This is a genomic window from Pseudomonas sp. SK3(2021) (genome assembly GCF_016772375.1).
Classification (GTDB): domain Bacteria; phylum Pseudomonadota; class Gammaproteobacteria; order Pseudomonadales; family Pseudomonadaceae; genus Aquipseudomonas; species Aquipseudomonas chlororaphis_I.
Window position 1 is genome coordinate 5,198,493 of record NZ_CP061943.1, and the last position, 12,190, is coordinate 5,210,682.

Annotated in this window: 15 protein-coding genes; 1 reads left to right on the forward strand and 14 read right to left on the reverse strand. The window is 60.0% G+C overall.

Annotated elements, in window-relative coordinates; all coding sequences use genetic code 11:
* Positions 1-4 precede the first annotated feature (4 nt).
* The 13 genes from pal to IF690_RS22890 all read right to left on the reverse strand — a co-directional run bounded on the left by pal (position 5) and on the right by IF690_RS22890 (position 10,848).
* Complete coding sequence (gene pal, locus IF690_RS22830) at positions 5-502, reverse strand: peptidoglycan-associated lipoprotein Pal (RefSeq protein WP_003178634.1); 498 nt, start codon at positions 500-502, stop codon at positions 5-7.
* Between the two features lie 52 nt (positions 503-554).
* The gene (tolB, locus tag IF690_RS22835; RefSeq protein WP_252189507.1) at positions 555-1,814 is read right to left on the reverse strand and encodes a Tol-Pal system beta propeller repeat protein TolB; all 1,260 of its coding nucleotides are present in this window, start codon (positions 1,812-1,814) and stop codon (positions 555-557) included.
* Positions 1,815-1,852: 38 nt separating this feature from the next.
* On the reverse strand, positions 1,853-2,932 hold the full coding sequence (gene tolA / locus IF690_RS22840; RefSeq protein WP_007931108.1) for a cell envelope integrity protein TolA: 1,080 nt from the start codon (positions 2,930-2,932) through the stop codon (positions 1,853-1,855).
* Positions 2,932-3,384 (reverse strand): protein TolR, encoded by a 453-nt coding sequence (tolR, locus tag IF690_RS22845; RefSeq protein WP_007931110.1) that lies wholly within the window; start codon positions 3,382-3,384, stop codon positions 2,932-2,934. Before tolR ends, tolA begins: the two co-directional genes overlap by 1 nt.
* 14 nt (positions 3,385-3,398) lie before the next feature.
* Positions 3,399-4,094 carry a protein TolQ gene (gene tolQ / locus IF690_RS22850; protein ID WP_007931111.1) on the reverse strand — a complete coding sequence of 232 codons (696 nt, stop codon included), beginning with the start codon at positions 4,092-4,094 and terminating at the stop codon, positions 3,399-3,401.
* Complete coding sequence (gene ybgC / locus IF690_RS22855) at positions 4,084-4,551, reverse strand: tol-pal system-associated acyl-CoA thioesterase (RefSeq protein ID WP_009050467.1); 468 nt, start codon at positions 4,549-4,551, stop codon at positions 4,084-4,086. The genes tolQ and ybgC overlap by 11 nt, the downstream gene beginning before the upstream one ends.
* Positions 4,552-4,690: 139 nt before the next feature.
* Positions 4,691-5,749: a Holliday junction branch migration DNA helicase RuvB gene (ruvB, locus tag IF690_RS22860; RefSeq protein WP_009050468.1), complete on the reverse strand. Its 1,059-nt coding sequence runs from the start codon at positions 5,747-5,749 to the stop codon at positions 4,691-4,693.
* Positions 5,750-6,358, reverse strand: coding sequence for a Holliday junction branch migration protein RuvA (gene ruvA / locus IF690_RS22865; RefSeq protein WP_009050469.1), 609 nt, complete (start codon positions 6,356-6,358; stop codon positions 5,750-5,752).
* 114 nt (positions 6,359-6,472) lie between these two features.
* Positions 6,473-6,997 carry a crossover junction endodeoxyribonuclease RuvC gene (gene ruvC / locus IF690_RS22870; RefSeq protein WP_007931118.1) on the reverse strand — a complete coding sequence of 175 codons (525 nt, stop codon included), beginning with the start codon at positions 6,995-6,997 and terminating at the stop codon, positions 6,473-6,475.
* Between the two features lie 157 nt (positions 6,998-7,154).
* Positions 7,155-7,901, reverse strand: a complete 747-nt coding sequence (locus tag IF690_RS22875; protein ID WP_028683235.1) for a YebC/PmpR family DNA-binding transcriptional regulator — start codon at positions 7,899-7,901, stop codon at positions 7,155-7,157.
* A gap of 117 nt (positions 7,902-8,018) precedes the next feature.
* Positions 8,019-9,794 carry an aspartate--tRNA ligase gene (aspS, locus tag IF690_RS22880; RefSeq protein WP_202697492.1) on the reverse strand — a complete coding sequence of 592 codons (1,776 nt, stop codon included), beginning with the start codon at positions 9,792-9,794 and terminating at the stop codon, positions 8,019-8,021.
* Between the two features lie 96 nt (positions 9,795-9,890).
* The gene (locus IF690_RS22885; RefSeq protein ID WP_007931131.1) at positions 9,891-10,112 is read right to left on the reverse strand and encodes an FmdB family zinc ribbon protein; all 222 of its coding nucleotides are present in this window, start codon (positions 10,110-10,112) and stop codon (positions 9,891-9,893) included.
* A gap of 262 nt (positions 10,113-10,374) precedes the next feature.
* Positions 10,375-10,848 carry a Dps family protein gene (locus IF690_RS22890; RefSeq protein ID WP_009045289.1) on the reverse strand — a complete coding sequence of 158 codons (474 nt, stop codon included), beginning with the start codon at positions 10,846-10,848 and terminating at the stop codon, positions 10,375-10,377.
* Between the two features lie 448 nt (positions 10,849-11,296).
* On the opposite strand from IF690_RS22890, the gene IF690_RS29160 reads away from it, so the two are divergent.
* Complete coding sequence (locus IF690_RS29160; protein ID WP_007931134.1) at positions 11,297-11,902, forward strand: cold-shock protein; 606 nt, start codon at positions 11,297-11,299, stop codon at positions 11,900-11,902.
* Positions 11,903-11,980: 78 nt separating this feature from the next.
* Here the strand turns inward: IF690_RS29160 and IF690_RS22900 are convergent, their stop codons facing one another.
* Positions 11,981-12,187 carry a SlyX family protein gene (locus IF690_RS22900; protein ID WP_202697493.1) on the reverse strand — a complete coding sequence of 69 codons (207 nt, stop codon included), beginning with the start codon at positions 12,185-12,187 and terminating at the stop codon, positions 11,981-11,983.
* Positions 12,188-12,190 lie beyond the last annotated feature (3 nt).

Sequence of the window (12,190 nt, forward strand, 5' to 3'; positions counted from 1 at the left end):
CGAATTACTTACGCAGTTCGACGCGACGGTTTTGAGCCCAGGACTGCTCGTCGTTGCCGGTAGCAACTGGACGCTCTTCGCCGTAGGAAACCAGTTCCAGCTGAGCTGGGGAAACGCCTTGCAGCACCAGGTAGCGCTGAACGGCTTTCGCACGACGCTCGCCCAGAGCCATGTTGTACTCACGGGTACCACGTTCGTCGGTGTTGCCTTCCAGAACAACGCGAGCGCCGTTTGCTTTCAGGTCCTTGGCGTGAACGTCCAGAGCGCGCATGGCTTCTGGCTTCAGGTCCGAGCTGTCGTATTCGAAGTAGAAGGTGGTGATTGCGCGCAGAGCAGCTTCTTCGCTCAGGGAGCCGTCAACTGCACCAGTGTTAGCGCCGTAACCAGCGTTTGGATCAACAGCGCCTTCACCAGCGTTGTCGCCGCCTTTGGAGGAGCAACCTACTGCTACAGCCATGGCCAGAGCCAGCGCAGCAAACTTACCAAACTTCAGCATTTCCATCGTGAAACTCCTAATGAACCCCAGTGTGTTAAGTAAAACGTAAAGCGCCGCGTCAGTTCAGGTAAGGGGACCAGGACGGTTCTCTGACTTCGCCTTGAGCGGTAGGAAGCGGGAGCCTCACGCGTCCATTAATGGACACGAGCATCAAGACTCCCCGGCCCTGCTGGCGGGTGGCGTAGATTACCATGGTGCCGTTGGGCGCAACAGTAGGCGACTCATCAAGTGTGCTGTCGGTAAGGATTTTTACGTTGCCACGCTGCAAATCCTGGGCAGCTACCTTGAAGTTTGTGAAGCCGTCCTGCCGGTGAATCATGACCAGCGTTTTTTCATCCGCGGACAGTTTCGGGTTTGCGTTGTAGTTGCCCACGAAAGTCACCCGCTCCGCACCGCCACCACCGGCGCTGGTCTTGTAGATCTGTGGTTTGCCGCCACGGTCCGAAGTGAAGTAGATGGTCGAACCATCCTTGCCCCAGAACGGTTCGGTGTTGATGCCAGGACCTGCGGTCACACGCGAGATCTGGCGCGACCCCAGGTTCATCACATAGATGTCCGGGTTGCCGTCCTTGGACAGCACGAACGCCAGGCGCTGGCCGTCCGGCGACCAGGCAGGCGCGCCGTTCAGGCCTTCGAAGTTGGTGATCTGCTCGCGACGGCCAGTGTCGATGTGCTGAACGAAGATGCGCGGACGCTTCTGTTCGAACGACACATAGGCAATGCGCTTGCCGTCCGGCGCGAAGCGCGGCGACAGGATCGGTTCACGGGATTGCAGCAGGGTCACCGCACGCGCGCCGTCGTAGTCGGAGCGTTGCAGGGTGTAGCGCGTGTTCTTCTCGGAGAAACGCTCTGCAGTAACGTACAGCATGCGAGTCGAGAAGGCGCCCTTGATGCCGGTGAGTTTCTCGAACGACTGGTCGGAGATGTAGTGAGCCATGTCGCGCAGCTGGTCGATGCTGCCCGAGACACTGCCGGTCAGCACTTGCTGTTCGGTGGCGACGTTGAACAGGGCGTATTGCACCTGCAGGCGACCGCCCGCCGGGACAATGCTGCCGACCATGATGTACTGGGCACCCAGGGCCTTCCAGTCACGGTAGATGACTTCGCTGGCCTGGGTCGGCAGGCTGATCATGTTCTGCTTTGGAATCGGCGCGTAGTAACCCGAGTTGCGCAGGTCGTTGCCGATGATTTCCGCCATGTCGTCGGGCAGCACGCTGCCCCCTTGCCAACCGAATGGCACTACGGCGATTGGCGTGGCCCGGTCACTGCCACTGGTGACCAGAATGTTCTTTTCATCCGCTGTCGCTATCCCTGCCATACAGCAAATAACGACCAGCAATCCTCGAAGAAGGTTTCTCACAAGGCTAGATCCTCAGGTGTGAATGTCATCTTGAATGAACGATACGGAGCGAAATCGCTCGGCTTCATTCCCTGCATTTCTGTCAAACGTCCAATGTTCTTGACCGCAGCTACCGCCGAGGCATCGAACGGACCATCGCCGCTGGACTTGGCCACCGACACGGAAGTCACCGTGCCATCCGGCAACATGCCGATTTGCAGCACGACAGTCATGTTGTTGCGCGCCGAAGGAGGACGAGCCCAGCCTTCCGCCGCACGAGCACGAATCAGATCGTCGAAACTGCCCGCGACTTCGTCGCCCTGCTCGTCCGCCAAGGCCTGCTGACGCTGTGGCGTGTCGGAAAGCAAATCAGCCAGGGCCTGGGCCTTTTTATCTTCGGCGGATTTACGCGCTGCTTCCTGAGCCTTTTTCTTGGCTGCGTCGGCGGCGGCTTTCTTCTTCGCGTCCTCGGCGACCTTCTTCTTCGCCTCGTCCGCTTCAGCTTTCTTCTTGGCGTCTTCCGCGGCTTTCTTCTTCGCGTCTTCGACTATCTTTTTCTTCGCCTCTTCAGCGGCCTTTTTCTTGGCCTCTTCTTCGGCGGCTTTCTTGGCTTCTTCTTCGGCTTTCTTTTTGGCTATATCAGCCAATTGTTTCTCTTCAGCCTTTTTCGCTTCCGCAGCCTTCTTCGCGTCGTCGGCTTTCTTGGCTTCATCAGCCTTCTTCGCCTCATCCGCTTTCTTGGCTTCGTCGGCCTTTTTCGCTTCCTCGGCTTTTTGAGCAGCCTCTTCTTTCTTTTGTTCCGCAGCCTTCACCGCTTCCTGCTCGACCTTTTTCTGCTCCATCTGCTCAACTTCGGTCTGGCGCGCGGCGGATTTCTTCGCCTCACCCGCAATCTTCTGATTGGTCTGGGTGGTCGCCTGACTTTTCGATTTCAGCTGATACAGGGTCGCCTGGACGATCGGCTTGGACGGCGGCAACTCCGGCGTCATGGCAAAACTGACGAACAGCATGCCGAACACCAGAACGTGCAGGGCAATTGCCCACACGCTAGGCCAGAAGTAGCTTTCCGAGGCGGACGGCTCTCGCTGTTGCTGCATCAGGGCGCCTCGGTAATCAGGCCAACGTTACCGACGCCGGCCTTCTGCAGCCCGCCCATGGCGCCCATGACGGCACCGTAGTCAACGGACTTGTCGCCGCGAATGAACACCTGGGTATGCTTGCCGCCTTCATTGCCGGCGCGAATGATCTTGGTCACGGCGTCGGTCATCTGCGGCAAGGTCATGGCCTTGTCCATCTGCTTGTCGGTGTCGACTTCGCTGCCAAGGTTCCAGTAGTAGGTCTTGTCAGCCTTGATCGATATGGTCAGGACCTGGGTGTTGTTGTCCTGCGGCAAGGCTTCGCTGGAAACCTTGGGCAGATCGACTTTCACGCCCTGATTGAGCATCGGCGCGGTCACCATGAAGATAACCAGCAGTACCAACATCACGTCGATGTAGGGCACCACGTTCATCTCGGCAACCGGCTTGCGTTTGTGGCGAACTCGGGCCATGGGGATTTACCTGCTCACTCTTCGCTGGTGTGCACTTTACGGTGCAGGATCGCCTGGAACTCGTCGGCGAAGGTGTAGTAACGGCTGATCAGGGTCTCGCCACGGGCCGCAAAGCGGTTGTAGGCGATAACGGCCGGGATCGCGGCAAACAGGCCGATCGCGGTGGCGATCAGGGCTTCGGCGATACCCGGTGCCACGGTCGCCAGGGTCGCCTGCTGAGCGCTGGCCAGGCCGCGGAAGGAGTTCATGATCCCCCAGACGGTACCGAACAGACCGATGTACGGGCTGACCGAACCGACAGTGGCGAGGAACGGCAGGCTCTGCTCCAGCTTCTCTTCTTCGCGGGAGATGGCGACACGCATGGCACGCGCGACACCTTCCATGACCGCCTCGGGATCAACGCCCGACTGCTGGCGCAGGCGCGAGAACTCTTTGAAACCGGCACGGAAGATCTGCTCCACACCCGAATCGGGGTCCGGGTTGCTGCCTGCCTGACGGTACAGTTTGGACAGGTCGATGCCCGACCAGAAGCGCTCTTCGAAGCTCTCCAGGGCGCGTCGACCGGCGCGCAGCAGGTTGCTGCGCTGAAAGATCATGATCCATGAGGTCACCGATGCGGCTACCAGGGTCAGCATTACCAACTGCACAACGATGCTGGCATTGCTGACCAGGCTCCACATGGAGGAATGGTCGACGACGTTAGCTTCCACGCTTTATCTCCTGCTCTGAGTGTGTACCCGCGCCGCTCACGTCGGCAAAGGCCGCACGTAGAGCTTCGGGAATGGCCCGGGGTTTCAAATTGTCGGTGCGCACACAGGCCACCAGAAACTGCCCTTCGCAGAGCAGTGCATTATCCGTGGCTCGCCTGACCTGCTGTTTGAAGCGCAGGCTGGCCCGGTTCAATTCGATGACTTCTGCACTTACCAGAAGCTCGTCGTCCAGTCGCGCCGGCGCGTGGTAGCGCGCTTCGCTGGAATGCACGACGAACAACAGGTTCTCCCCTGCCAGCTGCGATTGGGCAAAGCCCAGATCTCGTAGCCGCTCGGTTCGAGCCCGCTCCATAAACTTAAGGTAATTAACGTAATACACGATGCCGCCGGCATCGGTGTCTTCGTAATAAACGCGACAACGATGTGCGAACGACCCAAGCCCGTTTTGCGCGCGCATACTCTAGTGCTTACTCCTCAGGTTGCCAATCCGGCCTGGCAACTGTTTTTCATTCTCGAACGCCTTTCTGGCGAAATAACGGCAATGCCAGCCCCCTAGGACCACACACGCTGCGAATAAATCGCCGCCGAAGCGGTTGTTAATCGTCCACGGCATCGAGGAATTCGTCTACCACAGGCATCTCCCCCAATCGTGACGGGATGTTAAGACCGAAATGCAGATAGGCATGCCGGGTCACCACACGGCCCCGCGGCGTACGCATGATATAGCCTTGCTGGATCAGATAGGGCTCGAGCACATCCTCGATGGTGTGCCGCTCTTCGCTGATGGCGGCCGCCAGGCTGTCGACTCCCACCGGCCCGCCGTCGAACTTCTCGATCATGGTCAGCAACAGGCGCCGGTCCTGGTGATCGAAGCCACGTTCGTCAACATCCAGCAGGTTCAGCGCCAGGTCGGCGATGGGTTTGGTGATGTGACCCTTGGCACGAACCTCGGCAAAGTCCCGCACCCGGCGCAACAAACGGTTGGCGATACGCGGCGTCCCACGGGCGCGCCGGGCAATTTCAAAGGCGCCGTCCGGGTCCAGCGGCAAGCCGAGAATGCCGGCGGAGCGCCCGACAATGGTCGCCAGGTCCGCGGTGCTGTAGAACTCCAGGCGCTGGACGATGCCGAAGCGATCGCGCAGCGGGTTGGTCAGCATGCCCGCGCGGGTCGTCGCCCCCACCAGAGTGAACGGCGGCAGGTCGAGCTTGATCGAACGAGCCGCCGGCCCTTCGCCGATCATGATGTCCAGCTGGAAATCCTCCATGGCCGGGTACAGCACTTCCTCGACGATCGGCGACAGGCGATGGATCTCGTCGATAAACAGTACGTCGTTCGGTTCGAGATTGGTCAGCAGCGCCGCCAGGTCCCCCGGGCGCTCCAGCACCGGGCCCGAGGTGCTCTTGATCGACACCCCCATCTCCTGGGCGATGATGTTGGCCAGCGTGGTCTTACCCAGGCCTGGCGGGCCGAAGATCAGGGTATGGTCCAGCGACTCGTTGCGCCCGCGGGCAGCCTGGATGAACAGCTCCATTTGCTCGCGCACCGTCGGCTGGCCGATGTATTCGGCCAGGCTGACGGGGCGAATCGCACGGTCCTGGACTTCCTCGCGCTCACGGGGGCCCGTGGCGGCGATCAGACGATCTGCTTCTATCACTTAAATCATTCCCTTCAGGGCGCGGCGAATCATGTCTTCACTGCTCAGGCCTTTTTCCTTGATCGCGGAAACCGCCTTGCTGGCCTCCTGCGGCTTGTAGCCCAGGGAGATCAGGGCACTGACCGCATCGGTCTCGGCACTGGCCACCGGCATTGGCGCATCCGGCTGGTTCGGCACCAGGGCAAACATGCTCGGTACGGTCTCCCAGGCCTTGAAGCGGTCCTTGAGCTCGACCAGCAGACGCTCCGCGGTCTTTTTACCGACCCCTGGCACCTTGGTCAGCGCCGAGGTGTCCTGCGCTTGCACACAACGCACCAGCTCGTCGACCTCCAGGCTGGACATCAGCGCCAGCGCCAGTTTCGGCCCCACGCCATTGAGGCGAATCAGTTCGCGAAAGAAGTCCCGCTCGCGCTTGCTGGCAAAGCCATAGAGTAACTGGGCATCTTCACGTACGACCAAATGGGTGTGCAGGGTGAGCGGTTCACCGACCGACGGCAGGCGGTACAGGGTGGTCATGGGGACTTCCACCTCGTAACCCAGACCGTTTACATCGAGAATCAGGTGCGGCGGCTGTTTTTCAGCCAAGGTGCCGCGCAAGCGTCCAATCACGTTTCAGATCCTTAGCTCAGGCCAGATCAGCGGCCGGCGGGTCACAGAGCGAAGATCCGGGCCGGGCAGACAGGCGCGGGATGCTCCACTCATCAAATGTTTGCGCAGATGCTATCAGAGACGCAGGCGGCCGCCACGACTGCGTGCGGTACCCAGGCCGTGGGGCAACAGGCTGGAACGGGTGTGGGCATGACAGATGGCGATCGCCAGGGCATCCGAGGCGTCGATCTGCGGCTTGCTGGTCAACTTGAGCAAGTGCATGACCATCATTTGCACCTGTTCCTTGTTGGCCCCGCCGGTGCCCGCCACGGCCTGCTTGACTTGGGTAGCGGTGTATTCGGCGATCTCCAGGCTTTCCTCGGCCCCCGCCACGATCGCCGCGCCACGGGCCTGGCCCAGCTTCAGGGCCGAGTCGGCATTACGCGCCATGAACACCTTTTCAATGCCCATGGTCACCGGACCGTAGGTCTGAATGACCTCACGAACCCCGCGATAGACGATTTGCAGCCGCTCATGCAGCTCGCCGGCACCCGTGCGAATACAACCCGAAGCCACGTACACGCAGCCACGCCCGGTATCACGTACCACGCCGTAACCGGTGATGCGCGAACCCGGGTCGATACCAAGAATAAGAGTCATAACGCCTGCAAGAGAAAATTCGGTTGCCTAAGGTAACGCCGGGAGAAGCTGGAAAAACAAAAAATCGCAGCCTTCGACAGCTCCCCCCTACAGGTACAGCGTAACCCTGTGTGTAAAGGGGGGAAACCGTCGAAGGCTGCGATCCTTGATCGAGCTATCAGCCGAGCTGCTCGGCAACCGACTGGGGAATATCCGCGTTGGAGTAGACGTTTTGCACATCGTCCAGGTCTTCGAGCATGTCGATCAGCTTGAGGATCTTCTCGGCGCCTTCCAGATCCAGCTCGGCGCTGGTGGTCGGTTGCATGACGATCTCCGCGTCGTCGCCCTTGAAACCGGCCTCTTCGAGTGCGTTACGTACCGCATAGAAGCCAGTGAACGAGGTAAACACATCGATCGAGCCGTCTTCGTGAACAACCACGTCATCGGCGTCGGCTTCCAACGCCGCATCGGTCAGTGCGTCCTCATCGACGCCCGGCGCAAAGCTGATCTGCCCCTTGCGTTCGAACAGATACGCCACCGAACCGTCGGTACCCAGGTTGCCGCCACATTTGCTGAACGCATGGCGCACGGCCGCTGCGGTACGGTTGCGGTTGTCGGTCATGCACTCGACCATCACCGCCACGCCGCCCGGGCCATAACCTTCATAGGTCAGCTCTTCGACGTTGTCGGCCTCGGTCGCACCAGCGCCACGGGCGATAGCGCGATCGATGATGTCACGGCTCATGTTGGCGCCCAGGGCCTTGTCCAGGGCCAGACGCAGACGCGGGTTGGAACCTGGATCGCCACCGCCCTGGCGAGCGGCGACCGTCAGCTCACGGATCCACTTGGTGAAAATCTTGCCTCTCTTGGCATCCTGACGCTCTTTGCGGTGCTTGATGTTCGCCCACTTGGAATGACCTGCCATAACGTGCTCCAAATTCTCTTTGAAACATTGCCCGCAACGCCTGTAACGGCGAGCGGGCAACAAATATCTCGACCCAATAGAAAAAGGCGCATCCGCAGATGCGCCTTCAGGTCGGCCTTACTCAGCCTTTGGCTGTTCGCGCAGGCGGATGTGCAGCTCGCGCAGCGCCTTGGCGTCGACCAGGCCAGGCGCCTGGGTCATCACGCAAGCGGCGCTCTGGGTTTTCGGGAAGGCGATCACTTCACGGATCGACTGGGCGCCGGTCATCAGCATCACCAGACGGTCCAGGCCGAACGCCAGGCCACCGTGCGGCGGCGCGCCGTACTTCAGGGCGTCGAGCAGGAAGCCGAATTTCTCTTCCTGTTCCGCTTCATCGATGCCCAGCAGGCGGAAGACCGCCTGCTGCATTTCCTTGCGGTGGATACGGATCGAACCGCCACCCAGCTCGGTGCCGTTGAGCACCATGTCGTAGGCACGGGACAGCGCGGTCGCCGGGTTGGCTTCCAGTTCTTCCGGCGAGCATTTCGGCGCAGTGAACGGGTGGTGCAGCGCGGTGAAGCTGCCATCTTCGTTTTCTTCGAACATCGGGAAGTCGACGACCCACAGCGGAGCCCAGTCGCAGGTCAGCAGGTTCAGGTCGTGACCGAGCTTGATCCGCAGCGCGCCCAGGGCCTCGCTGACGATCTTGGCCTTGTCGGCGCCGAAGAACACGATGTCGCCGTCGACCGCGCCCACGCGATCGAGGATCACGTTCAGGTTGGCTTCCGGGATGTTCTTGACGATCGGCGACTGCAGACCGTCAACGCCATTGGCGCGTTCGTTGACCTTGATGTAGGCCAGGCCCTTGGCACCGTAGATGCCGACGAACTTGGTGTAGTCGTCGATCTGCTTGCGCGGCATGCTCGCCCCGCCAGGAACGCGCAAAGCGGCGATACGGCATTTCGGATCGTTGGCCGGGCCGCTGAACACCTTGAATTCGACTTCCTTGAGCTGATCGGCAACGTCCACCAGTTCCAGCGGGATACGCAGGTCCGGCTTGTCGGAACCGTAGCGACGCATGGCCTCTTCAAAGGTCATGTGCGGGAACTCGCCGAATTCCAGATCCAGCACTTCCTTGAACAGGTTGCGGATCATGCCTTCGGTCAGGCCCATGATGTCTTTTTCATCGAGGAAGCTGGTTTCGATGTCGATCTGAGTGAACTCAGGCTGACGGTCGGCACGCAGGTCTTCGTCGCGGAAGCATTTGGCGATCTGGTAGTAGCGGTCGAAGCCGGCGACCATCAGCAACTGCTTGAACAGCTGTGGCGACTGCGGCAGAGCGAAGAAGCTACCGGCGTGGGTACGGCTTGGCACCAGATAGTCACGCGCGCCTTCAGGGGTGGCACGGGTCAGGATCGGGGTTTCGACGTCGAGGAAACCGTTCTCGTCCAGGTAGCGACGGATGCTGGTGGTCATGCGCGAACGCAGACGCAGCTTCTCGGCCATTTCCGGACGGCGCAGGTCGATGAAGCGATAGCGCAGACGGGTTTCTTCGCCCACGTCGGAGTATTCGTTGAGTGGGAACGGCGGGGTTTCCGCTTCGTTCAGCACTTCCAGCTCGTAGCCCAGGACTTCGATCATGCCCGAAGCCATGTTGGCGTTGCCGGCACCGGCCGGACGCAGGCGCACCTTGCCAGTGATCTTGACCACGTATTCGCTGCGCACACGGTCGGCGGCGGAGAAGGTTTCAGCGCGGTCCGGGTCGAACACCACCTGGGCCAGACCTTCACGATCACGGATATCGAGGAAGATCACCCCGCCATGGTCGCGACGACGGTGGACCCATCCGCAAAGGGTAACTTCCTGGCCTTCCAGGCTTTCGTTCAGTTGGCCGCAATAATGGCTGCGCATCATGGTAGTGGTTTCACTTCTCGTAATTCGAAATTCGATGGGAGGCCTTGCGCACCTCGGGGTACCGGATAATGCAAGAGCTCGCGCGTGTCGTTCAACTTAATCAGCTTTGTCGCCACCGGCCAGGTTCTTCTTGGCGCCGGTTTTGAAGTCGGTCTCATACCAGCCCGAACCGCTGAGGCGGAAACCTGGCATGGACAGCATTTTTTTCAGCTCGGGCGCCTGGCAGGCAGGGCAATCGACCAACGCAGGCGCGCTGATCTTTTGAATGGCTTCCAGCTGATGACCACAGGAAGCACATTGGTAGTCGTACATGGGCATGAGAGCGTCTCGGCGTACTTAACGTCTGGCTTAACCCGTGCCGAGGCCCGGGCTATATAGCAAAGAGCGGGATTATATCCATTAAATCGGCCCTGTGCAGCCGTATGACGGCACCGATAGACCACCGTCCGCCGAAACAAAGCCAGCGCCCCGCTGCCATGCCCCAGCCATCGGGCCTGAGGGCGAACCGCCATGATCGGGCAACGAGTCATACTCCATAAAGGCAAATGGCGCCGATAACGGCGCCATTCGGTCTGCGGGGTTATTGCTCGCTCAACAGTGAACGCAGCATCCACGCGGTTTTCTCATGCACCTGCATCCGCTGGGTCAGCAAGTCCGCGGTGGGTTCGTCGCTGACCTTGTCGATGATCGGGAAAATGCCACGGGCAGTACGGGTCACCGCTTCCTGCCCCGCCACCAGTTGCTTGATCATCTCATCGGCGCTTGGCACGCCCTCTTCTTCCTTGATCGAAGAAAGACGCGCGTAGATGGAATAGGCTCCTGGCGCCGGGAACCCCAGGGCGCGGATACGCTCGGCGATCAGGTCCACCGCCAGCGCCAGTTCGTTGTATTGCTCTTCGAACATCAAGTGCAGCGTACGGAACTGCGGCCCCGTGACGTTCCAGTGGAAATTATGGGTCTTCAGATACAGCACATAAGTATCTGAAAGCAGGCGAGAGAGCCCCTCCACGATGGATTTGCGATCTTCTGCGCTGATACCGATATCGATTGCCATGTCTATCTCCGTTAGCACATTGAATTCAACAGGTCAGGTACCGGACCACTCTAGCAAGACTGCCCTGCACCCGCAGCCCGGGACCGTGCGACAGATTGCCCACCGAGCGGGCGAGCAGTACCTGCAAGAAAGTCCACGCCGGTTGTGACCCGCCTGAAAAGCCGCCGTTCCCCGTTTTTTAGGTGCTGGCTCTCTAGAACAAGGCTTTGCCCGATAGTCCGGTATTCCCTCGGGACAATCCGGACTTTCTCCCGCCACCCGGCCACAGCGCCTGATTTGAGAAGGCCTGGGCTTTGCTGTTAAATAGAGGCCGTGTCGCTGTTGCCTATTTCTCGGCCTCAGCGCATAGGCTGATCCCGCGCACGTGCTCACCGCCTCCCATTGTTCAGAAGCGAACCGTGCACGCTCAGCTCTTCCTTGTGATCCGTCTTAACGTGAGTTCATTAAAATGTTGAAAATCGTCCACCTGCTAACGGGCGCAGCAGCCTTGCTGCTGTCCTTTATCCCTAGCCTGCGATCTGAAGCCGTTCCCTTCCTGCAACAACCCGATGCTCTTTACCTGGCCTTTTTCGGCCTGCTCAACCTGACGCTGGCTCCGGTTATCCCCTACTGGAACAAAGGCCCGCGTCACCAACTGCAAAACCTGGTCAGCGCGCTTCTGGTGCTGGCGGTGGTCTTGCAGACCTTGACCCTGCTGGCACCGATGCCGGTTATCGCAGGTCAACCGGCTGTGCTGTTCAGCCTGCTGACCGCGGCGATCGCCGTTCTTCTGCACCTGGCCGTCAGCTTCTACAAATCGTCTCCCTCGGCTAACACTTCGCAAACCTACGACATGAGCAATCGCGATACCGGTACCGTCAAGTGGTTCAACACTTCGAAGGGTTTCGGCTTCATCTCTCGCGACTCCGGCGATGATATCTTCGTGCACTTCCGCGCCATCCGTGGCGAAGGTCACCGCGTCCTGGTGGAAGGCCAGCGCGTGGAGTTCTCCGTCATGAATCGCGACAAGGGCCTGCAAGCCGAAGACGTGATTGCGGCATTGCCGCGGCGCTGATTCCCGCCCATGAAAAAACCGCGATGCAGCCAGGCTGCTCGCGGTTTTTTATTGCCTGGACGGCAGACCGTCCGGCGCTCAGTAATGTGGCGGTGGAGCCTCTTCTTCGAATGACTCGAACTGCCCCACCATTTCCTCCTGACGCTTGAGCAAGGCAGCTATCTGCAACTGCAGGCGCTCGACCTCCCGCTGCTGCCCTACCAGCACGTCGTTCAGGGCTTGAATGGTGTCATCCTGAAAAGCCAGCCGGCTTTCCAGATCGGTTACCCGTTCTTCCAGGCTCATGAT